This window comes from Rufibacter ruber (assembly GCF_001647275.1).
Taxonomy (GTDB): domain Bacteria; phylum Bacteroidota; class Bacteroidia; order Cytophagales; family Hymenobacteraceae; genus Nibribacter; species Nibribacter ruber_C.
The window spans coordinates 16729-38108 of the sequence record NZ_LRMM01000004.1; the positions used below are offsets into that span (position 1 = coordinate 16729).

Consider the following 21380-nt stretch of genomic DNA (forward strand, 5'->3'; position numbering starts at 1 on the left):
TCCGTTATTTCTGTTATTCTTTTTTAGTCTGTTTTTGGGCTGTTTTTCTAAAATCAGCCCAAAAACAGACTAACGAGAGACCTCCTGCCATTTTCTGACAATTTCCTGATTTTCTTCCCAGCGCTTGTCTACAGTTTGACTTTGCAGGTGAAAGCCGGGGCAAAAGGTTCCTCTATCCCGTTTTTAGAGCCGCAAACGGCCCGCAGTAGGGCGAGGCAACCGCGAGGTCAGGTTCTTTGGGGCCCGCTTGCCAGTGCAAAAGAAGAATATTAAACATGCACTCAGGCACCTGTAAATCTGGTGTCTCTGGAGGTGCTGTGTCTATGCCTTTTTTGAAAGCTATGAAGAATTTACCAGACGCTTTTTTGCGCCACTACTGCAAGGCGTACGCGAATTTCAAAGTGAAAGACTATGCCCAGGCAGAGCGGGAACTGCTCTTAGCCAAGGCGGCGGTTGGCAAAGGGGCCGGTGCGCCCCCCAATGGGTATAAGCCAGCTGCCAAAAGTAAAAGCGGGCAAGCAGCCTTTGCGCAGAAAAAGAGTCATAGAAGCAGCGGCAACCCTGTGTGATTCAATGCCCTGAAACAACTTGTCCTGCTGTTGGCCCTGGCGGTGGTGGGCACCGCTGCCTTGGCACAGAAACCTGCCCCTGCCCCACCCGCAAAGAAGTCCAAAATGCCCAAGCGTTTGGCAAAAGCTGCCTGTACGGGATCTGCCAAAACAACTCATTCAGGAAGAGCTTGTCTCTGATGCCGCCCGCTGGAAAGCTGTTCCCAACAAAAAGATCAACCAGGCAAGCCTGAAACTGCTAGGCAAAACAGAACAAGCGCTAACCACCAGAAGGCAGGAGCTGCTACTATGACAGAAGCTGTCAAATACTATTCCTGTTTTGGGGCTGTTTTCAGGAAAACAGCCCCAAAGCAGGAATTCCCTGAGCACAATCCATTAAAAGAACTTCTGAACTTACCATTGCTACTATGTTTTCCCTTAAAAGAAACCTCCTGCTGGGGGTATGCCTGCTCCTGTCCTGTGTGACCCAGGCCCAGCTGTCAAAGAAAGAGAAGCAGGAAGCCGTAGAGGCTGTCTGTAAAGTGCTGAAGGAAAACTACGTGTTCCCGGAGGTGGCGGCGCAGATGGAGCGGCAGGTGCGGCAACAGATGGCGAAGGGCCGCTATGACACCATTGCCTCTGGTCAGGAATTTGCCTTTCAGCTCACTAGAGACTTGCGGCTGGTGTCTAAAGACCAGCATCTGGGGGTAAGCTATGCTCCGCTTCGGCCTGCGGCCGAAAAAAAAGGACAGGAGGGGCAGGGCTACGGGGCATGGCTTACTAGAACCTTGAAAGAGGGTAGCTACGGGGTAAAGAAAAAAGAGATACTGCCCGGCAATATTGGCTACCTGAACCTGCCCATGTTCGGGCCGCTAGACAAGTGCGCTGACACCCTGATTGCCGCCATGCAGTTTGTAGCCCACACAGATGCCCTGATCCTGGACCTGCGGGAATGCCGGGGCAGTTTAGATCCCAACACTATCCCGTTTCTGTGTGGCTACTTCTTCCCAGAGCCCGTGCATCTGCTGGATATCTATTACAGAAGCACCAACAGCACCCGCCAGTTCTGGACACCCGCGTGGGTGCCCGGCCCCCGGTACCTGGAGAAACCTCTTTACCTCTTAACCAGTGGCCGTACTTTTTCAGGGGGCGAGGAGCTGGCCTATGACCTGCAGCATCTCAAGCGGGCCACCGTGGTGGGCGAGGTGACCAGGGGCGGTGCCAATCCTGCTGAACTGGTGAGAGCCAATGCCCAGTTTGAGGTCACAGTGCCCAACAGCCGCTCTGTGAACCCTGTCACCCAAACCAACTGGGAGCAGGTGGGGGTAAAGCCAGACACCTTGGTGCCGTCTATCAGGGCTTTATACGCTGGTCAGTTGCTGGCTTTGCGCGCACTAGCTGCTGCCACCGCAGATGCGGCCAGGAAACAGGCGCTGCTGGCTCAAGGGCAGAGGCTGCGGGACAACCCACCCCAGCTGCGCATGGTCACCTTCAGCCTCGCAGGGTTTGCTGAGGCCAAAGAAGTGGCAGTGGCGGGCTCTTTCAACTCCTTCGCCAGAAAAAGCCTGCTCCTGAAAAGACAGGGTGACCGCTGGGTGGGGCAGGCACAGGTGGAGCCGGGTAAAATAAGCTACTCTTTTATTGTAGACGGAAAATGGATGAGGGACCCCGCCAACCCGGAGACCGTGCAGGAAAACGGCAATGTCAACTCCCTGCTGGTGGTTAAGTGAGCGCTTGTTAACACGTTGCTTTTGCAGGCGAAAACCGGGGTTGCAAGGTGCTTCTCTCCCCTTTTCAGAGCCGCAAACGCCCCGCTATGGGGCGGGGCAACCGGCTTGTCAGGTTCTTTTGAGGCCTGTTTGCAGCGCAAAAGACAAATGGGGAAAGGCTCTAAAAAATCTTGCGCAGGCGGGCACCGCCGGGCTTTCTGTTTTGGGCCTCTTTTCAAGAAAACGGCCAGGAAACGCGCGCGGGCAATGCAGCGAAACCCGTACCTTTGCGGCAGTTTTACAAAGCACCTATGAGCGAGAAGATTTTTCAGGAGTTGCAGCACCTGCCGGGGCTGCCGTTAACCAAGGCTACCCGGCTGGGGCATGTGCAGTTCTTCCATTTTGGGAAGGCGCAGGTGACCAATGCCTACGGGTTGATCCTGGATGTGGGCGCCTGGACCCTGGAAGTGGCCTGTTACTGGCAACTGGAGCAGCCCGGCGAGACGGGTATCCAGTTTCACGAGGTGGAACTGCCGCGTGATGCCCGGGCCCTGGCAGATCCCGCCTTTGACCCGCAGGTACCCGGCAGCAACCTGCGCGACCGTAAACTGCAGGAGCTGGTGCGGCAGCCGTCTGAGCAGTTGCGGGTGCAGCAGGTTACCGTTTCCCCTGACGGCGAGTTGACGATTGCGCTGGGCGGAAACCAGGGGCTCCTCGTTTCACCCGCCAAAGGGGTGCTGGAGGAGGCTGGCCATTTCTGGCGGCTGTTCAGCAACACCGGTGACCGGCAGGCGGTGGCGTTTGGGCGCGCGGGAGTAGAGAGAAGCCAAGGGTAAAGAAGTGACGGCCTTCCCTGTTTCTGTTTTCGGCCTGTTTTTCAAAAAGTAGGCCTAAAACAGCTGCGGGCGGCACATGCCCTGCGCCCTGGTGAAGCCGGTATGCTAGCAAAAATTTACCTCTGGGGGAACAGGGCAGGCAACCTTTGCCAGAAACCTGCATCTATAGGAGAAAGAACAGAACTACCTCTAACCCAAACTCCCATGAAAAAGTCATTCCCCTTGCTGCTGCTGGTAGCGTTGATGAGCCTGCTGCAGGTTGCCCAGGCGCAGACCGTGAACGGAAACGGTAAAATCCAGACCCAGACCCGCTCAGTGGGCTCCTTTACCGGGCTGGCCGTGAGCGGTGGCTTTGAGATTGTGCTCACCCAGGGTGCTACTGAAAGCCTTAAACTGGAAGCCGATGAAAACATTCTCCCCTTGATTGAGACCGAGGTGGAAAATGGCGTGCTCACCATCAGGACCAAGGCTAACCGGGTGCGCAATGCCAAGAAACTGAAAGCGTACGTGACCGTGCAGAACCTTAAAAGCCTGGAACTGGCCGGAGGCATCAAGCTAACCTCTACCAACACCATCACCGGCTCTGCCCTGAGAATGGAGATGGCGGGCGGTATCAACGTAGAGATGGCCCTGCAGGTGAAAGAGCTGCAGGCAGACGTGGCGGGTGGCACCAGTGTTACCCTCAGCGGCCGCGCCGACAAGGTAGACCTGGATATGGCCGGCGCCTCCAGCCTGAAAGCCGCAGACTTAAAGACGAATTATTTTTCCATTGACGCCGCCGGGGTCAGCCATGCCGAGGTAAATGTTGCCAAAGAGCTGAACGTAGACGGCGCGGGTATTGTGAGTGTAGATTACAAAGGCTCCCCTAAGGTGAAGCATACAGGCATGGGCAAAGTAAGACCCATGTAAGTTTTTTTGTTTTAGCAGGTGATAAGCGCCCGGGCAGATTCTCTTCTGCCCGGGCGCTTTCTGTATGGAGAAGGGTGTTTCTGGGGCCAGGCAAAAAAGGACACCGCCCGCACAGGCTGAAAAGAGCCCGCGGCCAATGTGAATTTGCCTTGGTGCTGTAGAGGGCCAGAACCTACCTTCCCGCTTTTACCGCCCTGGCCACGCCGCTATTAAGCTAACGGCTATGTAAAGCCTCGCGCTGAGGCTCCTCGCTTCCAAACCCAACGGTAAACAGGCTCCAGGTTGCTGCCATTCTGGAAAGGGGAGACCGCAGCAGTGAGGGACTTCAGGAGCTGAAGGAATACCTGCTTAGAAGCCCGGCTCCTGGGAGCTTTGGGAAAGCCTGGGTATTGTTTTTTCGTTTATGCCAGAAGAGGCGGGAGAGAACCATTTCAGACACTGTCAGAGACAGAAGAACACGGGAGCCTGTTTTTGCCTGTTTTCAGAAAAACAGGCCAAAAACAGGCTGGTGCCTTACGCGGCGGGCTTACTTTTTCACGGGCTTCAGTACTTTCATCTGAACCGGGGCCACCCCGCTCTTCACCAGATCCAGCTTGCGCGCCGCAGACATAGAAAGGTCTAAGATGCGGCCAGAGACAAACGGCCCCCGGTCTGTGATGCGCACTTTCACAGATTTGCCGGTGGTGGGGTTGGTTACTTTCACTTTAGTGCCAAACGGAAGCTTTTTATGGGCGGCCGTGCGTTTGCCGGGGCGGTAGCGCTGCCCGTTGGCCATCTTGTTGCCCGCAAGCTTGTTGGAGTAATAAGACGCTTTGCCGCTTTCTGTATAGCCTTTCTGGCCAAACCCGGGCTTGCCAGAGGAGCAGCCTGTGGTGAACAGAACGGCAAAAGAGAACAGCAGGGGCAGCAGGTGCCTAAAAGCAGGTGTGAAATCACGCATAAGCAAAATACTGGTTCAGGGCCTGCGCCAGCAGGGGCAGGGATACTTGTTCTAACGGATGCCGGGTGTCTGGTAGTACCTGTAGCTGGGCGCTGGGCAGGCTTCGGTACGCGGCAACCGTCTCTTCTACGGTCACCATCTGGTCGCGGTCGCCCACGGCCACGCGTACCGGCACCTGTATCTGGCCTAATTTTTCTGAGGTGAGCAGCGGCTGCTGGCCAAGGGCCCGCATCATGTCTGCCGTCTGGTGCAGCAGCTGGGCCCAGTCTTGCGGGGCGTGGCGCTGTTGCAGCGTCTGGGCAAAGGCGGGTACCTTTTTTTGAATGGCCTCCGGCCGAAGGCGTGCCGTCTCATGTGCGGCGGTTTCAGGGGACCAGGCAAACTTGGTGGCCAGCGTAAAGATCTTCCGGAACCGCTGGGGCTGCTGCCTGGCCGCTTCTAGTGCCACATAGCCGCCCATGCTGTAGCCAAACACCTGCACCGGCCCTAGCTGCCGGGCCGCCAGCCACTCCAACAGCTGCTGCACAAAAGATTCCATCCTGAACGGCTGGTCAGAAAAAGGTTCTCCGCCGTGGCCTGCCAAATTAAAGGAATACACCGGCAGGGCGGCGGGCAGCAACGGGAGCAGGGGCTTGAACTGGCTGTCGGCGCCCAGCGCGCCGTGCAGTAGTAGAAGTGGGGTCATGGCCAAAGATAACCTTTCAGGTGAGGTGGGGCAACTTCTGTTTTGGGGCTGTTTTCAGCAAAACAGCCCCAAAACAGACGGCTGTGCCTGCCGGGCTAAGAGGCGGTGCGGTTTACTTTTTAAGGCGCTTCAGAAAATGGAAGCCTTTGATGGCAAAGCCTTCGCGCAGGTAAAACTTATGGGCGGCATTGTTCACCACGTAGGCGTCTAGCATCATGGTTTCACAGCCCTGGCGCCCGGCTTCAGAGGTGAGCCAGTCCAGCAGGAGCTTGCCCACGCCCTGGGAACGGTACTGCTCATCTACCACAAAGTTGTCTACCTCCAGGTATTTCCCGCTATACAGCTTGGTGCCAATCCAGTAACCGGAGAGGCCAATGCACATTTCGCGGTCAAAGACACCTACCATCTGGTAGTTGTTGGGCAGCATCTGGTGCAGCAGCTGCTCATAGCGCGAAAACTCCATCTGCGGGTTCAGGTGCTGAATGAGCCGGTGCTGCTGCAGCATTTCAGGGAGTTGGGTAATAGGCCTGATGTGGAAGGAAGGAATCATGGTCTCAAAAGTGGTGGTCACAAATGTAGAAAGACAGGAAAAGAAACCAGCATTTAAAGAACTGTTAAGAATGTGTTATAGAATCACGGCATAGGTTAAATATTTGTTAATCAACGGAGTAGGTGTTGCAGGGGCTTTGGCGGCCTTCTACCTTTGCCCTGACTTTATGAAACCAAGAGGGCAAAAGAACCGCCAGCAAAGCCGGCGGGGCAGCTGCAAAACGGCTCCGGTGTCCGGATCTGAATAGTTGGTGTTCATAAGCGGGCAGTTGGGTGAGAATAGTTGTCTTGTAAGTGATTGTAAATTAGCTGTTTGCAAGTTTGGCATAGGTGTTGCCATAGTAGAGCTGCAGAGACGGAAGCCGCTTAACGCTGAGAGGGAAAATGCAAAGAAGCGGCTTGTGAAACAGAGAAGGTTGGGCGGGAGGAAAGGAAGTTGAAAATATTTTTAAAATTTTAAAAACCTGAAGCAACCATCTTCCAGAATCTGCATCTATAAAGTTGTAAGCAATTAAGGAGCAATAGTTTAGTAAAAAGAATGGCAGAGATTCTGCCCCTGCCCCCTATGCTCTTTCCTGAGCGGGAGTGTGGGAATAATGAAAAGAAACTACTTCAAAATAATATAAACATTCACCACTTTAAAACCCCATTTAAAATTATGAAACGTATTATCCTTCTTTCCGCCGTTTTCCTGATGCAAGTATTTGTTGTATTTGCCCAAGAGCCCACTTCACATGTGAACAGCAAAAAGGTACGCATGTTCCGCCAACCCACCTTGGGCACCGAGGTGATGCGGGTGCTGACCCCAGAAGACCAGATCACTGTTGTGAGACAGGTTAATACCGAGTGGTCCCTGGTTCAGATTGACGGCGAAGGCGGCTATGTGCTGAATTCTTACCTGAAAGAAAGAAAAGGCAAAAAAGCCACCGCTGTGAAAGCCGCCCGTACGGCCCCCAGTGCCGCTAATTTCTAAGAACCGCATGTTGAAATCTGGGTTTTACGCTGCAAAACGCCCTGAAAAGAACCTGTGTTCACCCTTTTCTGGCCCCGTAGTGCTGCTGCGTTGCTCCAAAAGTGCTTCCGCAGAACCTTTTTCTGGTGCTTTTAGGCCGTAAAATCAAAATTCAAACATGCTTTAAGCGCCCTGCTGCAAAAGAAGTAAAACATGAAAAAGCAAGAAGGCCTGCTGTACAGCAGGCCTTCTTGCTTTTTTAGCAACAGCGCAGGTTTTTATTCAACCGGGGTGTAGTTGTACAGCTCAATGGCGTGGGCCAGTTGGTCTTTCTTTACCAGCTTGATAATCTGCGGAAGCAAGCTCACCCCCAGGCCTACAAAAAGTAACGGGGAGTAGCCTGAGTTCCGGCCGCTGTTGAACTGCTGCTGCAGCCCGGCAATGATGAGCCCGGCGCCTACTACATACATGCCCGTGCGTATGTTTTGGCCGCGTTTGTACTGTTGCAGGGTCTCTATGCTGCCCGGGTTGTCAGACAAGGCTACCCGTAAATTCTTATAGGTGAGGGGCTCTAAGGGCCCATTGTCTTTTGAGAAATAATAGACACGCCGCTGCGTAGGGTAGCCATAGCCATATCCGCCCATACCCATGCCTCCCATGCCTACGCCAATGCCGGGGCTGTAGGAACTGTAGTCTGTGCGGTACACAAAGTAGGTAGAAACCCGGCCGGGCTGCTCCCGCTGGGCAAAGTCACTGTACCGGCGCCCCGCGTTAAGACGCGCAAAAAAGCCGTCTGGGCTCTGGAAGTACTTCACCGTTTCTGGGGCGTACCGGAGCGAGTCATCCAGCAGGAAGTAATTCTGTTTGAACACCGGGCTTTTATACTGCAGCCTGCGCGCATACACCCTCTCCCCGGTGTGCAGCTCAATAAAGTACGGTTGCCCTGAAGAGGTTTGCTGGGCGGCGGCACCCTCTGCCACCGCCCAGCAGAAGAAGAACAGGAAATATAATTTTTTGATCATAGCTCTCTTATAACGGAAAGTTCACCTCTCTATGATAAAATCTGAGCATAAAATACTGAAATACGCCTGTTTCAGGCAGATACCGCCGCCCCCGCGAAACAGCAGAGCCTAAACGCCAGTAAAAGAAAGGGAAGTGTATTGTTCCACTTAACTTAGAAGACCATGGTAGTTGCAATTGTTATTTTAGTAGTCATAGCTTTTTTTGTGAGCATGTATTTTTATAGGGCCAACAACCCCAGACCCGTGGAGTCAGGAAACGCTACCCGTATCTCTGGCGGCGGCCACAATGCCCCCGTTACCCCCGGGCAGACCAGTAAGGTGTCTCCTACCAACCCCGGAAGTATTCCTGACGGGACCGGGCGTGACAAAGGGAACGGCAACGCAGCCATGAGCAGCGGCATGCAGGGGTAATCTCTGCTGGCCTACTTAAAGCGAAAGGGCAGGTAGTTCTAAAACCACCTGCCCTTCCTTTTTTCAGGTAAGTAACTTAATGGGTGCCGTTTTCATGGGCCAGGCTTGGCTGCTTCTTTTTGGGAGCAGCGGCTTTCACCGGGTTCTGGTTCCCTGTGCCTGAACTCTCTTCTAATTGCACCGGCTGAGCGGCCCCATCCCGCACTTGAATGCGGTGGCGGGCGGTTTTACGCTCGTCTTTTGGCACTGTCACCCGCAGAATACCGTTCTCAAAAACGGCTTCAATTTTCTCGGGGTCTATGGTGTCTGGCAGCCTGAAAGAGCGGCTGAAGGTACCATAATGGTTTTCCACCAGATGGTACTTCTTCTCTTTTTGCTCTTTCTGCAGGGTGCGCTCGCCAGAGATGGTCAGCTGCCCCTCATGGAAATCCAGCTGGATGTCTTCTTTGGCAAGCCCGGGGAGCGTTGCCTCTATCTGGTAGCTCTGGTCTGTCTCACAAATGTCTACCAGTGGGCTAAAGCGGTTCAACCGCTCACGGTTGTTCACAGAATCATTAAAGAAGCGGTCAAGCATGCTGCTGAATGTCTGCGGCATGAAGTCTTCAAAGCCGCTTCTGCTACCTTGAATGGCCATCATTACTCCTTTCTTTTTTAAACATGTGATGCAACAAAATGTAACAGTCTAGTAGACACGGGGGCCGTTGAAGCCAGGTACAAAGGCATGGAACGGTTCTGGCCGTTACCGTTGCTCAATCTCTAGCAGCCTGGGGCCCTGTGGCAGGTAAGGCACACGTACCTGAAGCTCGTGGTCTTCATGCACTACCGTAATCTGGCCGAAGTCCACAAAAGGGGGCAACGTCACCTGGTGCTGGAACAGCGGGATCTGCATGGCCGGGTTCAGCTCACTTTGGTGCAGCGCCATCAGGGTCAGCTGGTTTTTGTCCAGCAGCACCTGGCACTGGCTCAGGTCAATGCCCGGCAGGGTCACCCGGAGCACCAATTCTTTCTTGAGTTTGTCAATCCTTAACTGCGGCTGACTTACCCCACCGCCCAGGGTATTGGTCAGGTCAATGTAATGGGCTATATTCTGTAAGAACTTTTTATCTTTTATCAGTTTCATATCACTTTCTCCTCTTCAACACGTTGATAGTTAACGGGTCAATAGCAAAGGCTGTACCACAGCCCGGCACGCACGTGCTTGCCCTCTGGTAAAGACACTTTGTCAAGGAGAAGAAGAATGGAAATGGCATTATGTCAGGATTCTTACAAACGGGTAAGCAGCTTGTTTTCCTGCTGCCCTGACAAAATCAGGCGGCTTGGAGGCTGCTATGCCGAGGGAAAGCAGGGGCAGGCGGGCAATTTTCAATAATTTGTCACTCAAAGCACCTGTTTTCCGTACCAGTCCTAAATTTTTCCTTACATCTGTTACTTCCCCGGGTATGGTACTCACCTACTTTCAGAACCATGTGGTTACAATTAGCTATGATGACGAAGCTCAATTAGGAATAGCTGAATGGAATGGCTTTCTCAATACCCACGAGTTCAGAGAGGCAATTACGGCCTGCCTTGCTTTAATGGAAGAACACAAGCCTTTGCGCTGGCTGGGCGATAACAGAAAAATGAAGGCTATTCGGCAGGTAGACCAGGAGTGGTTTGTGGAGGAAGTACTGCCCCGGCTATACGCCAGTTCCCTGCGTAGAAACGTGACGCTGGTCTCTGAGGATTTCTTCAACAAAACTGCGGTAGAGCAGATGTACAAACGTGCCGAGGGGTTGGGAGACTTGGTCACCAAAGAGTTTGGCAATAAGCCCCACGCCATGGCCTGGCTGCTGGAGCCTGTTTCCAGCGCCCTGCAACAGCAAGGGTAAAATCTCTTTCACTCGCCAGGGCAGTAGGGGCTACAGTAAAAGCCATAAATAAGAGCTTGATTAAATTTTGGTTTTGCGAGCGAAAATGGGGAGCGAAAGGTTCTGACGAAGCGTTTCTATGGTGGGAGAAAAATGCGATGTCAGGTTCTTTTGATACCCGTTTGCAGCAGAAAAGACAAATTTAAACCTGCTCTAAGGCTGAAGAACATGGCCTTTGCTTTCTTTCACTCCTCCAGGGTCCACACCAACCGCTGAGTTGTCTGATCAGGCCGTCTTGCCTGTGGAATAAGATACAGCCCATCCCTTTGCTGGCTGGAGCACGCTTCTAACTAGAACCACAGGCGCTGCTGCTGATAAACGAGAAGAGGGCAGTGATAGAGCATAAAGGCTTCAGCAATACGGTCTAGCTCAGGTCAGAACGCCTGTGCAGACGGTTTTATCCAGGTTCGCCCTGCTGTTTTGGAGCTGTTTTTCAGAAAACAGCTCCAAAACAGCAGGAGGTGTTGCCGCTAAAGAAAATGTCTGGAAGCATACAGAGGAATAATAGTAACCCGGGAAAGTTCTCCCCTGGTATTTTTAAGCCGATGGATAGCTCTGTCAGGTGCCAAAAGCATGAATGCAGGCTTCTGGTGCCTTTGCGGCAAAATCGTTAAAATTTCACCATGTTTTGGGGCACAACCTGCATTTCAATACTTATCTTTGAAATAGCTTCGAGCGGCTCAACCTAAGTACTTAGACAGAATACATATTCCTTTTCCCTGGGTGTCCTTTTGCAAGAATCTCTGTGGCGAACGGCAGCTGTGGTCACTAAGCGCTTCACTCATTTGCTGCCAAGTTCCTTTGCAGAGAGGAATAAAATAGATAACGAAAGCTGTTTAGAGTTATCAAGTGTATTGGGTGCAAGCGGCAAGGGGAGGCTAGCATTCTGTTTTAGGGCTGTATTCTGAAAAGTAGCCCTAAAACGGCGGCACAGGCAAGTGCTGGCGCCCTACACCCTTCCAGAGAGAAAAGGGGGGAAACACTAGACAGGTGCACTATTAAATTTCTGATCCTACACCTCAGGGTCTACTATTCAATACTATATTTTATATACTTCTTATTTATTGATACATGTTGCAAAGTTTGCCCAAGGTTTACTTTCAAAGTGATGCTGTGACCATTCAGTATGATGAAGAGCAACGGCTGGGGATGGCCATTTGGCGGGGGCATTTCAACAGTGCTGATCTGCGGGAAGCCATTCTGTTGTGTGGCTATATCATTGAGCGGTTTGGGCTGACCCGCTGGTTGGCAGACAACAGAAGAATGCGGGCCTTCAGTGACGAAGACAAGCTCTGGATGCTGGAGCACATGGTGCCTAAACTAATGACCAGCGCCCTGTGCCGCATGGCTACCCTGGTTTCTGCTGATGAGAAGCAGGCGGCGGCTATCAAGTACATTGAGAAGCACGCCGGAGACCTGGGGAAGCTGCTGATCCGGGATTTTCAAGACGAAGAAGAGGCCCTGGAATGGCTTCTGCAGGAGACAGACCCAGGCCCCAATCAGTAGCCCCATTGCTTTCCCGGCCCAGAGAAGCTGTAAGCGTGAACATTCTCCCTTTGCCTACCAGATACTCCTCCCCAGAGGCATGTGAGGCGGGTTTCTGTTTTAGGCCTGTTTTGGCCAAAACAGGCCTAAAACAGAAACTTGTGACGCTCCCTACGCCCGTGTTGATGTGAGCGCGGCCATGCCTTGGGCAGCACAAGTTCCCCAAGAGGCGTTTACACACCACAAGCTGCTGGCCTTTTTCTGTTCAGAGAGGGGAGATTTACTAGCCGACTTAAGGAGACGTCTCCTTGACAATGCTCTGCTCCAGGGCGAGTTTCACCAGCTCAGCGGTATTCTTGACTTTTAGTTTGACGTGAATGTTGCGGCGGTGTGTTTCTACCGTGAATATTGAGAGGAACAGTTTGTCAGCGATTTCTGCGCTGGAAAGCCCTTGAACCACCAGGTGCAGAATCTCTACTTCGCGTTTAGACAGCTTGTGCATGTTCACAAAATTATCTTTAAACGCCTCTGACGGGTTTTTTAAGCTGACAGACTTGCTGTTCAGTTTATAGGTGCCGGCCGCCACCTGTTTGATGGTGGCCACCACCGTCTCCGGTTCGGCGTCTTTCAGGAGGTAGGCGTCTATGCCCAGGGTGATGCAGTTGTGGAGCAGGGCTTCATCTGCGTACATGGTAATGACAATTTTCTTGCAGCTGATCCCGTACTCCTTCATTCGGGCTAGGGTGCTCTCGCCGTTAAAGAAGGGCATGTTCAGGTCAATGAGCGCCACGTGCGCCTGCTGGTTCCGGAGGTAGTCAATCATGGACCGCCCGTCATTGAAGATCGCTTTTACCGCCAGCTCAGGGTCTTTGCTCAAAATAGTGGCTAACCCTTGTGCAAAGAGGCGGTGATCATCTGCAATTACAATCTCAACCATAGTGCTTTATTTTAAAAGGCCAGGAGCGTAAGGCTGGCGGGGGAACTTCAACTCAATACGGGTGCCGCTTTCAAGGCGCGAAGAAATGTCTGCCTGCCCATGAATGGCCTCCATGCGTTTTTTGATGTTGCTGAGGCCAGAGCCTTGTGCCGCGCCGGTTATGTCAAAGCCAACGCCGTTGTCTGCTATCTCTAAAGTACAGGTATTCTGGTCTTCTGCCAAATGTAAATTCACGGTGACCAAGGTGGCATTGGCGTGCTTTAAAATGTTGTTCAGGCTCTCCTGAAAAGTTCTGAAGACAATGAGCTTGTTTTTGCTGTCTATGGTGCAGTCACATTCTTCGTGCACAAACTCGGTCTGGAGGTTACTGCTGCGCTCCACTTTGTCCAGTTCCGTCTGGATCAGGTGGGGGAGCGGTACCTCGTCAGCCCAGTCAGTGTTCAATGACTTTGAAAGGGTGCGCACGTCTCTGATAGCCCCCGCAACCAGTTCTTTGGCAAAGGTGACCTGTTCCGGGTTGTGCGCATCATGCAGGTTGAGCTTGACCAGTGACAGGATCTGGCCCAGGTTGTCATGCAGTTCCCGGCCTACATACTTCAGGGTTTCGTCCTGTATCTCCAGCCTTGAGTCTGTGATGGCTTTCTCATATGCCGCCTTGAGCTTCTGGGTCTCTTTCAGGTGTTGAAGCTGCTTTTTCTGGTAGGCAAAAAGGAAGGAGATGATAAAGAAGACCAGGACCAGCAGAATAGCCGAACCGGCTACAATAACGGTGATGATATCTGACGGGGTCTCAAACATGACAGAGCTACTCCAAACAAGGTATACAGCATGATATTCATGAGCTGCAGAATAAGGGTGACCTGCATAAGCCAGCCGTGGTCAAACTGGCTCAGGTAGTTCAGAAACCCAAAGTACAGCAAAGTGCCCGGGAAATACATCAGCAAACCGGTGGCCACCCAGAACCGCCAGCTCTTTAGCAGGTTTTCCTGCGGATTCTGGAACCGGCTTTTGAAGTACAGCAGGCTGAACAGCACCAGCAGCGCCGCCCCCAGCATGAGGGTAAAGTGGTTGAACCGCTGTAGGCCCTGGATAAAAAACAGGTTTACTAACCCAAGCACCATAAAGCCCCCCGCCACATACAGCACCGCCTTTCTGCTGAAGGCCGAGAAGCTGTCTTTTAAAATGAGCAGATAGACCGGAATGATCAGGATTGTGTACAGGTTGAAGATCCAGGTGGCGTGGTTGCCTATGCCTTTGTACCGGGCCCCCAAGCCTAACAACTCAACCAAAGAAGTCACCGCCAGCACCAGCACCAACAAGGTTCCGCCAAACTGTCTGATGTCTTTCAAGGCAAACAGGCTGTAGACGGTGAGTGAAAACAAGACAGCGTAATAAATGTACCTAAGTGTCTCTAACATTCAATATTTAGTTTCTTTGGTTGAAGTATGTACTAGAGCAAGTTTAGAGCATGCTTGAATCTGTCTTCTGCGCTGCCAACGGGCCTCAAAAGAACCTGACCTGGCGGTTGCCTCGCACCAGCGCGCGGCTATGCCGCTCAAAAAAACAGGATAGAAGAAACTTTTCACTCCCCGTTTTCGCCTGCAATACCAAAAGTTAAACAAGCGCTTAAAAGGTGTCTCTGTGCTGCAAAGAGCCACAGCAAAAGCCGGGCTCTCTGCTTTTATCATGGTTGTAGCGTTGCTGCCCGGCTTTAAGGCCGCCTCAGCAGAGCTTCCAACCTGATATTCTCCGCTTGCAATCTAACCTGTAAACCTGCCCTAACTGGTGTAGGGAAATCTCTGTTTTAGGCCTGTTTTCAGAAAAACAAGCCTAAAGCAGCCCCAGAACCCTATTGGCAGCACAATAGCCGATAGGGCGCGCTCTTCTTTTCCCGGTACGTTCTGCCGGTGAATGGCAGGTACTGGAAAGGTATGTTTAAAATTTGTCTTTGTCGCCGCCTTGCACTGTTGCCCAACCCTGCCCCGGTGATGGTGCTGCGTAGGGCACTGGCTGTACATTCTACAAACAGTTCCTGCTGCATCTTCCCCTTTCAGGGTGCCAGGGCATCTTGCTTACCTGCAGAAGCTGAGGCCACAGGTAAACGGCTTTACCTGTGGCCTGAGAGCTATAAGATAGTACTGCTCTTCTTGCTGAACTGCTTAGCCCTGCTCCTCCTGGTCTAGCTGGTCTGCTTCAGCCAAAAGCGTGTCAATGGCGCAGCCTTCGCCCGGAGGGCAGAGGGAACCCCATTCATAGATAGTCCCGTCATCATCTGCAGGGTTGCTGGCAATGGCTACGTAGTCATTGTCTGTGAGGGCGTCTTTTCTGTTTCTGGTGCCAACTAGAATGATGGTGTGGTACCGCTTCTTATCACTGGGCTCAGTCCTGATGCCGTAGTACGTTCTAATGCCATCACACTGGGCTTCAACTAAAATCTTCTCGTAGATCGCTTTTGAGAAATAGCAGGCACGGCTGTCATTGCGGTTGTTGCCGTGCTGGGCAATGACGTCAGTGCGTTCGCGCTTGTAGTCTCTGACCATTTGCATCATTTCTTTTTTATCAATCTGGCGCTCTTCAATGGCGCCCTCTCCTTGAAGGTTGATAAGTTTTGGCATAGGGTTTTCGTTTATGAATGGTTGGTAAGGACTTGTTCAGATTCTGGGTCAGGAGATTCTGCTGCGCGCGTTCTTGCTCTGCCCGGTTGCCGCACAAAAAACAAAACTCAAACACGCTCCTAAAGATGCAAGCGCTTAGGCAACAAAACAATACCTGAATATAAGTAGATTCTGCCACTCTCATAGACCTTGCCTGCTTTGCATTTGTAGATAGTGTTCCCTGGCCGGAAACCAAGCCCAGTCAACCGCGTCTGGCAACAGTAACTTTTGCAGATGGATGCACGTTTCTGGGGCATGATGGAGCTGTTAGATACAATCTTAGGAATAGGAGTTGAAAAACTGAACTGGTGGCAGATGGGGCTGCGGGCGGTGATTGTTTTCTTTGTTGGGCTCCTCTACATACGGGTGGCCAACAAACGCATTTTTGGGCGTCACAGCGCCTTTGACATTGTGCTGGGGGTGATGTTTGGCTCTATTATGAGCCGTGCCATTACCGGGAACTCCCCTTTCTTTCCCACGTTGGTGGCGGGGCTTGTGCTCATCCTGCTGCACCGGCTGCTGGCGGCGGCGGCATACCGCACCGGCTCGGGTGTCAGCAACTTCCTGAAGGGGCACACGGTCACGCTGGTGCGGAACGGGGAGCTGCAGCGGGAGGTCATGCAGGCGCATAACATCACTGAGAATGATATTCATGAAGCCATCAGGAGCAGCGGCAAGCCAGAGGAGCTGGAGAAGGTGAAGTCTGCCTGTCTGGAACGCAGCGGAAGCATTAGTGTGGTCATGGAAGACTGACAGCGGTTAAAAGTGAGGGTAGGGGCCAGTGGTTGTCACAGCAGGAATCATCAACCCAGATGCAACCTTTTGCCCGGCCGGGGACTCTCCAGTATAAGAACCCGGCAGTACTTCCACCCCTTTTTACCCATGACACCATCTTTTTTTAAAGTACCTTTTCTGATCCTGATTGCCTTTCTGGTAGTGGGCTGCGGCATAGAGGAGCCTGAACCCAGCAACACGCCCCTTGTCAGGCTGGCCAAAGTGACCACCAGCCAGGGCGCCCTGCGTGAGTTCACCTATGGCCCCAGCGGGGAGCTTACCCGCATTAAAGGAACCGGTGAGCTGGCTCTGCACAGTTTAACGGCCTCAGACAGCGAGGTGCTGTACGGCGCCAACGGGCGCATAGGGCTCATTAAGAACACCGGGGGGCAGGTAACCAAAGAGAGCGCGTACACTTACAACGGCTTAGGGCAACTCACTAAGCTAGAGGAGAAAATAAATGGGCAGGTAGAGAGCTACTACACCTTTGAGTATGACAATGCCGGCCGGTTAGCGGTACGCTACTCCTATTTCAAAGACACCAACGCCTCTTCAGAAGAGCTGGTGGCCACCCATAAACACAGCTATGTGTATAATGCCCGGGGGAATGTGAGTGACATCACCGTTTTCCAGCGAAGCGCCCCCACTGCCGGCTGGACCGCCTCTTACACCGTCAAGTACGAGAATTATGATGACAGCCCCTGTGTTCAGCACCTGGCCGGTACCCCCTTCACGCCTGGCATCGTTCTGCAGTGGAACAACCCCGGTAAAGTAACCACTACCTTCCAGGAAGATGGCCGACAGTTGGCGGCTACCTACACCTATGAGTATGATTCGCAGAAGCTCCCAGTGAAAAAAACAACCACGCCTACTACGGGAGACGCCGTGGTGACCATGTACAGCTATTCTTATTAATACCACAGTACTTGAGCAGCCAAAGCCCCCTTCCAGTCCCTCTGGAGGGGCTTTGGCATATAGAAGCTGCCGGTGACAAGCCGTTGCGCTGGCGCAGGGGTTGGCCTGCGCCTGATAGAATCCCTTTCTGTTTTCGGTGTTTTTCTGAAAACAGCCCGAAAACAGCTTCTCATTTTTGCCCTATGGCTGCGGCCGGAAGCGTGGCGCCAGCAGCTGGTTGATCTGGGCATACGGCAGTAACAGCTGCGTAGGGCCAAAGGCGTAGGCGTTCACCTGGTAGGCGTTGTAGTACAGCAGCAGGCCTTTTGGGGTGAGCGCCGCATTCTGCGGAAACGGCAGATGGCCATTCTGGGTATAGAATCCCTGCTGCTCAAAAGACTCAGCGCCCAACTGCCTCACATTTCTGAACTCCTGCTCCACCAGTTTTCTGAGCTGAACAGTATCAGGGACCAGCTCGTGCAGCCGGAGGGCATGGCCGGTGCTGTCAAAGCTTTGCAGGGTGGTCACCGCATAGCCGTGCGCCCCGCCGCTGTAGCCTTCGCTCTGCAGTTGCAGGGAAACCAGGGCAGGTGTCTGGTGCACGGGCTCCATGGCCACCTTCAGGTACCAACCGGCCCGCGCGCCCGCGTCTGGAAACTCTTTCCTGAAAGCGGCCTGCTCCTGCAGGAAGACGGTGGCCACGGCTTCGGCGGCATTTTCTTGGGGTGACAAATCTGCGTCTGGGTTGTTGGTGAGCTGCAGCCGAAGCAGAAAATCCTGCACGTATTGGTTCAGGGAATCGCGCAGCGGGGTTGGGCCGCCCCGGGCTACCAGGTACTGCAGGTCAACAGTGGCGCAGGAGTCGCCCGGGCAGTTTTCTTGCCGCCTTACCACGCTTTGCGGCTGAAAGGCGAGGGCCTGGGAGGTGCCTGCCAACGGGGCAGCGTTTTCGTCTGCCCCCGTAGCGTTGGCGCCTTGCTTAGATTGGCAGGAAAACGTGAGGCCGCCCACCAGCAGGAGCAGCACCGAAAGATATTTGGTCATCATACCAGGTAAACGTTTAAAACCAGACGTTGCCTATGCAAATACCGTGTCAACTACAGTGAAAAACTGAATTTACTGCCTGGGCTGGTAAAGAAATGCGGCGAGTGGGGCTGTTCTCCCGGGTAACATAAGTGGGGAAAGGCGGGTTGTGTGCTGGTAAATAACTTATTGCCTGCAGTATAGGCAAAGCAGAATATTCTTACTACCTTAAACAGATGAACAGCCAAACACTTCCGCTGTGCGGACAAAAGAAACTGATCTTCTGGCTGGTGGGGCTGCTGTTGCTGGCGGGCTGCACTCAAAAGCAAGTCTTCTACTTTTCAGCACCTGCGGCCAGGGCCGGCAGCAAGCCGGTTTCTTCCCCTCCTGATGATTCTGTTCAGGCCCGGCAGGTTAGGCCCCCGGTAGAACCAGCTGCTGCTGCGTCTCTTTCTGCGTCTGCAAATGAACCCGTGCCTGCCGCCACGCCGCCAGTCTATGCGGTAGCGCCGCCGGGGGCACCGGTAGGTGTTTACCCCAGCGCGCAGGTGCCGGTTCTGGCGCCCCCGGGGCAACAACAGCAAGGGAGCAGGCCACGGGTGGGGCAAGCGGAGCCGGGAAAACCTAAAGCCGGAGTGGCGCGCACCGGGCTTCTCTTAGGGGTGGCGTCTTTGGTACTGGGCGTGGCCGGGCTGTCTAGCCTTACGCGGGGCGGAGGCGTTCTGCTGCCTTTTTCTCTGCTCCTTGCCTTGGGTGGAATGGTGTTCAGCAAGAAAGCCTTGTCCTGGAACCGGAAGCACCCAGATGACTTAGCCAATGCCAACGGTGCCAAAACGGGGCTGGTTTTTAGCATATTCGCCCTTGGCCTCCTGCTTTTTTTCGGTGCCCTGGTTCTGGTGCTTTTTTAACGCCCGCAGATGGAACTGCCGTTTTCTGTTTTTGGTCTGTTTTTCTGAAAACAGGCCAAAAACAGAACGGCCAGCTTGTGTGCCCAAATGTGACGCCTATGGCTCGCTCCTGCGGGTGCTATGCTTGGCCTCAGGCTTTCTGATGCAGGTTAGCCGGAAGCAGAAAGGTGGTTGACCTGCCTTGGTGCTGGAGACTACTTCATGACGCTCCGGCTTTTGTCATTGTGAAAGGATCTTGCGGGCGAACTAGATATGCTCATACGCTACTGCCGCTGGCCACCAAGATCCTTAAGGAGGACAGGGAGGTGAGGGTGTTTTCGTGCTCCTGGTCTAGTTGATACATATCTAAGAACTCCGTCTCATCTTTCTCCAGTTGGGTCAAGCCTTGCTTCGGGTTTAATGCCGTGGCAGAAGTGGCGGCTTTTTTGGTGTTAGACTGGCAGGCCAACAGGAGACTCCCCAGGAGCGGCAGGAAAAGAGAGGAATAGTGGGTGTACGGGCAGCCGGCCCGCTGATGTGTCATTTGTAAGGGGTTATGGTAACGGTTCAGCAGAGAGTATCTGCTGGGCTATCTTACGGTTCCCGTCTAGCTTAAAGTTGTACGGCAGGCCCAAAATCTGGGCAACAATGGGAAAGACGTGCACATTCTCAAACACAGGCAGGGTCAGGCCCTGTTTTACGTCGGGTCCCCAGGCAATAAAGGCGGCGTTTAGATCCTGCGTCTGCGAGGGGTCATAGCCGTGGTGGCCGGGGCTTGGTGCGGAGGCGGCACTGTGAAAGATCTTCGGCCATTGGGCCAACAGAATAATATCGCCAATGCGGCGCAGGGAATCATCTTGGGGGCGGTAATGCAGGTGCTTGGGCATGTTCTGTTTCAGGTACACTTTATACCCTGGAGTACTGCCCTTGCGGAGGCGCTTGTACGTTTGCTTGAGTGCTGCGCGGTTCTGCTGTTTGGCGTACAGCTCTATCATGATGTCGTTGCCTGACACTACAAACTGGGCGGTATCAATAGGCGGGGCACGTAAAACCTGCTCCTGGTCAACGGTGGCCATGCCGTGGTCAGCGGTAAACACAAAATTGACGGGTAAGCCGGTAGCCGCCACGGCTTGGGTGAGTTTGCCAATGCTGGCGTCAATGAACTGCACGGCGGCTTCGGTTTCTGGGGAGTCTGGGCCGTAGGTGTGCCCGGCATGGTCCACTTCAGGAAAGTAGAACGTGATCAGGTGCGGCCTGCGCTCTGCTGGCAGCTGCAGCCACTCCACCACGGTGTTAATGCGCTGGTCAATGGCAATCTTCTCTGAATACCGGTAATGGTAGGTAGGCAAGAAGCTCTGGATGGGTGCCTCTGAACCGGGCCAGTAAAAGCTGGCCGACAGCATCTGCTGCCGCTCGGCCAGGACCCAGAGCGGGGTGCCGCCGTACCATTTGGGGTCTTGCACCTCTTGGGGTTTGCTGTTGGCGTAAAAAGCCTTAAAGTTGGGGTCGTAGAACTTGTTGTTGATCAGGCCGTGGTGGGCCGGGTACAGCCCCGTCACCAGACTATAGTGGTTAGGGAACGTCTTTGACGGAAACGCTGGTTGCAGCCCCTTCGCCTGTACGCCCTGCTGGGCCAGTTGGCGTAGGTTCTGGCAGTTGTATTTGCGTACGTAGTCATGCCTGAACCCATCTGCCGAAATCAGGATCACATACGGTTTCTGCTGCTGCGCCGGGCTGTTTACTCTGTTGGGCACCACCTGCTGCGTGGTATCTGGTTGCGCCTGTACCCAGCTAAGGCAGGAAAACAGGAGACAAATAAGAAGGGGAAGCTGCTTCATGCTACAAACATACTGCTTCCGCCTACAGGCATTGGGTTGTTGCCGCACATTTCATGAAAGCTTAACCTTGGGTTGGGGTGGTTTTCTGTTTTTAGCCTGTTTTTGGGAAAACAGGCTAAAAACGGGAATAGAGATTTCTGTTTCTTGGTGCAGATTGCTTTAAAGAAGGTAAGGCCTTCACCCCTCCCGCTTTGTCAACCTGGAAGGATCTTGTGGGCGAACTAGAAAGGCTTTGTTTATACGTTACTACCGCTGGCCACCAAGATCCTTTCAGGAGGACAGGGAGGTGAGGTTCCCGTTTTTGGGCTCGTTTCTGGAAATGGGGCTGAAATCAGGAAGTATGTCTTTACCTCCAATTCTCTTCATTACTTCACAAACCCAAACACCTCTATCTCTTCTTTTTGCTGATTCCTGCCCTTG

The 21380-nt window shown here is 53.2% G+C and carries 24 protein-coding genes; 11 read left to right on the forward strand and 13 right to left on the reverse strand.

Annotated features, from left to right (window positions below; translation table 11 throughout):
* Window positions 1–341: 341 nt before the first annotated feature.
* From A8O25_RS02480 to A8O25_RS02500, 4 genes are all read left to right on the forward strand, one after another.
* Window positions 342–569, forward strand: coding sequence for a hypothetical protein (locus A8O25_RS02480; RefSeq protein ID WP_153042556.1), 228 nt, complete (start codon window positions 342–344; stop codon window positions 567–569).
* A 407-nt stretch (window positions 570–976) separates the two neighbouring features.
* On the forward strand, window positions 977–2278 hold the full coding sequence (locus A8O25_RS02490) for a S41 family peptidase (RefSeq protein ID WP_066830378.1): 1302 nt from the start codon (window positions 977–979) through the stop codon (window positions 2276–2278).
* A gap of 290 nt (window positions 2279–2568) precedes the next feature.
* The gene (locus A8O25_RS02495; protein WP_153042557.1) at window positions 2569–3093 is read left to right on the forward strand and encodes a hypothetical protein; all 525 of its coding nucleotides are present in this window, start codon (window positions 2569–2571) and stop codon (window positions 3091–3093) included.
* A 204-nt stretch (window positions 3094–3297) separates the two neighbouring features.
* On the forward strand, window positions 3298–4002 hold the full coding sequence (locus tag A8O25_RS02500) for a head GIN domain-containing protein (RefSeq protein WP_066830390.1): 705 nt from the start codon (window positions 3298–3300) through the stop codon (window positions 4000–4002).
* Window positions 4003–4528: 526 nt separating this feature from the next.
* Here A8O25_RS02500 and A8O25_RS02505 read toward each other — a convergent pair.
* The 3 genes from A8O25_RS02505 to A8O25_RS02515 form a co-directional block, all read right to left on the reverse strand.
* A complete protein-coding gene (locus A8O25_RS02505; protein WP_066830393.1) occupies window positions 4529–4942 on the reverse strand; it encodes a septal ring lytic transglycosylase RlpA family protein in 414 nt (137 codons plus the stop codon).
* On the reverse strand, window positions 4935–5627 hold the full coding sequence (locus A8O25_RS02510; RefSeq protein WP_066830739.1) for an alpha/beta fold hydrolase: 693 nt from the start codon (window positions 5625–5627) through the stop codon (window positions 4935–4937). The genes A8O25_RS02505 and A8O25_RS02510 overlap by 8 nt, the downstream gene beginning before the upstream one ends.
* A gap of 112 nt (window positions 5628–5739) precedes the next feature.
* The gene (locus A8O25_RS02515; RefSeq protein WP_082893395.1) at window positions 5740–6198 is read right to left on the reverse strand and encodes a GNAT family N-acetyltransferase; all 459 of its coding nucleotides are present in this window, start codon (window positions 6196–6198) and stop codon (window positions 5740–5742) included.
* Window positions 6199–6834: 636 nt separating this feature from the next.
* Here A8O25_RS02515 and A8O25_RS02525 point away from each other — a divergent pair.
* The gene (locus A8O25_RS02525) at window positions 6835–7149 is read left to right on the forward strand and encodes an SH3 domain-containing protein (RefSeq protein ID WP_153042558.1); all 315 of its coding nucleotides are present in this window, start codon (window positions 6835–6837) and stop codon (window positions 7147–7149) included.
* Window positions 7150–7406: 257 nt separating this feature from the next.
* Here A8O25_RS02525 and A8O25_RS02530 read toward each other — a convergent pair whose 3' ends face one another.
* On the reverse strand, window positions 7407–8150 hold the full coding sequence (locus A8O25_RS02530; RefSeq protein WP_066830409.1) for a hypothetical protein: 744 nt from the start codon (window positions 8148–8150) through the stop codon (window positions 7407–7409).
* Between the two features lie 162 nt (window positions 8151–8312).
* Here A8O25_RS02530 and A8O25_RS02535 point away from each other — a divergent pair, with 162 nt between their 5' ends.
* Window positions 8313–8561 (forward strand): hypothetical protein, encoded by a 249-nt coding sequence (locus tag A8O25_RS02535; RefSeq protein WP_066830412.1) that lies wholly within the window; start codon window positions 8313–8315, stop codon window positions 8559–8561.
* 76 nt (window positions 8562–8637) lie between these two features.
* Here the strand turns inward: A8O25_RS02535 and A8O25_RS02540 are convergent, their stop codons facing one another.
* Both A8O25_RS02540 and A8O25_RS02545 read right to left on the reverse strand, forming a co-directional pair.
* Complete coding sequence (locus tag A8O25_RS02540) at window positions 8638–9198, reverse strand: Hsp20/alpha crystallin family protein (RefSeq protein WP_066830414.1); 561 nt, start codon at window positions 9196–9198, stop codon at window positions 8638–8640.
* Between the two features lie 102 nt (window positions 9199–9300).
* Window positions 9301–9681: an Hsp20/alpha crystallin family protein gene (locus tag A8O25_RS02545; protein ID WP_066830417.1), complete on the reverse strand. Its 381-nt coding sequence runs from the start codon at window positions 9679–9681 to the stop codon at window positions 9301–9303.
* A gap of 319 nt (window positions 9682–10000) precedes the next feature.
* Here A8O25_RS02545 and A8O25_RS02550 point away from each other — a divergent pair, with 319 nt between their 5' ends.
* A complete protein-coding gene (locus A8O25_RS02550) occupies window positions 10001–10429 on the forward strand; it encodes a hypothetical protein (protein ID WP_066830420.1) in 429 nt (142 codons plus the stop codon).
* Window positions 10430–11539: 1110 nt separating this feature from the next.
* Window positions 11540–11974 (forward strand): STAS/SEC14 domain-containing protein, encoded by a 435-nt coding sequence (locus tag A8O25_RS02555; RefSeq protein ID WP_066830422.1) that lies wholly within the window; start codon window positions 11540–11542, stop codon window positions 11972–11974.
* A 271-nt stretch (window positions 11975–12245) separates the two neighbouring features.
* On the opposite strand, the gene A8O25_RS02560 is transcribed toward A8O25_RS02555, so the two are convergent.
* From A8O25_RS02560 to A8O25_RS02575, 4 genes are all read right to left on the reverse strand, one after another.
* Complete coding sequence (locus A8O25_RS02560) at window positions 12246–12890, reverse strand: response regulator transcription factor (protein WP_066830425.1); 645 nt, start codon at window positions 12888–12890, stop codon at window positions 12246–12248.
* Window positions 12891–12896: 6 nt separating this feature from the next.
* A complete protein-coding gene (locus A8O25_RS02565; RefSeq protein WP_066830428.1) occupies window positions 12897–13688 on the reverse strand; it encodes a sensor histidine kinase in 792 nt (263 codons plus the stop codon).
* On the reverse strand, window positions 13649–14308 hold the full coding sequence (locus tag A8O25_RS02570) for a hypothetical protein (protein ID WP_066830431.1): 660 nt from the start codon (window positions 14306–14308) through the stop codon (window positions 13649–13651). Before A8O25_RS02570 ends, A8O25_RS02565 begins: the two co-directional genes overlap by 40 nt.
* A gap of 741 nt (window positions 14309–15049) precedes the next feature.
* Window positions 15050–15505 carry a hypothetical protein gene (locus A8O25_RS02575; RefSeq protein WP_066830441.1) on the reverse strand — a complete coding sequence of 152 codons (456 nt, stop codon included), beginning with the start codon at window positions 15503–15505 and terminating at the stop codon, window positions 15050–15052.
* Between the two features lie 273 nt (window positions 15506–15778).
* Between A8O25_RS02575 and A8O25_RS02580 the strand changes: the two genes are divergently transcribed.
* Together A8O25_RS02580 and A8O25_RS02585 are read left to right on the forward strand one after the other, a co-directional pair.
* Window positions 15779–16297: a DUF421 domain-containing protein gene (locus A8O25_RS02580; RefSeq protein WP_241498914.1), complete on the forward strand. Its 519-nt coding sequence runs from the start codon at window positions 15779–15781 to the stop codon at window positions 16295–16297.
* Window positions 16298–16426: 129 nt separating this feature from the next.
* Window positions 16427–17233 (forward strand): hypothetical protein, encoded by an 807-nt coding sequence (locus A8O25_RS02585; RefSeq protein WP_066830443.1) that lies wholly within the window; start codon window positions 16427–16429, stop codon window positions 17231–17233.
* A 180-nt stretch (window positions 17234–17413) separates the two neighbouring features.
* Here A8O25_RS02585 and A8O25_RS02590 read toward each other — a convergent pair whose 3' ends face one another.
* Window positions 17414–18259 carry a DUF3298 and DUF4163 domain-containing protein gene (locus tag A8O25_RS02590; RefSeq protein WP_082893397.1) on the reverse strand — a complete coding sequence of 282 codons (846 nt, stop codon included), beginning with the start codon at window positions 18257–18259 and terminating at the stop codon, window positions 17414–17416.
* Window positions 18260–18471: 212 nt separating this feature from the next.
* On the opposite strand from A8O25_RS02590, the gene A8O25_RS02595 reads away from it, so the two are divergent.
* Window positions 18472–19143, forward strand: a complete 672-nt coding sequence (locus tag A8O25_RS02595) for a hypothetical protein (protein ID WP_066830448.1) — start codon at window positions 18472–18474, stop codon at window positions 19141–19143.
* 256 nt (window positions 19144–19399) lie between these two features.
* Here A8O25_RS02595 and A8O25_RS02600 read toward each other — a convergent pair whose 3' ends face one another.
* The gene (locus A8O25_RS02600; RefSeq protein ID WP_066830450.1) at window positions 19400–19666 is read right to left on the reverse strand and encodes a hypothetical protein; all 267 of its coding nucleotides are present in this window, start codon (window positions 19664–19666) and stop codon (window positions 19400–19402) included.
* A gap of 10 nt (window positions 19667–19676) precedes the next feature.
* A complete protein-coding gene (locus A8O25_RS02605; protein ID WP_066830453.1) occupies window positions 19677–20960 on the reverse strand; it encodes an alkaline phosphatase family protein in 1284 nt (427 codons plus the stop codon).
* Between the last annotated feature and the right edge of the window lie 420 nt (window positions 20961–21380).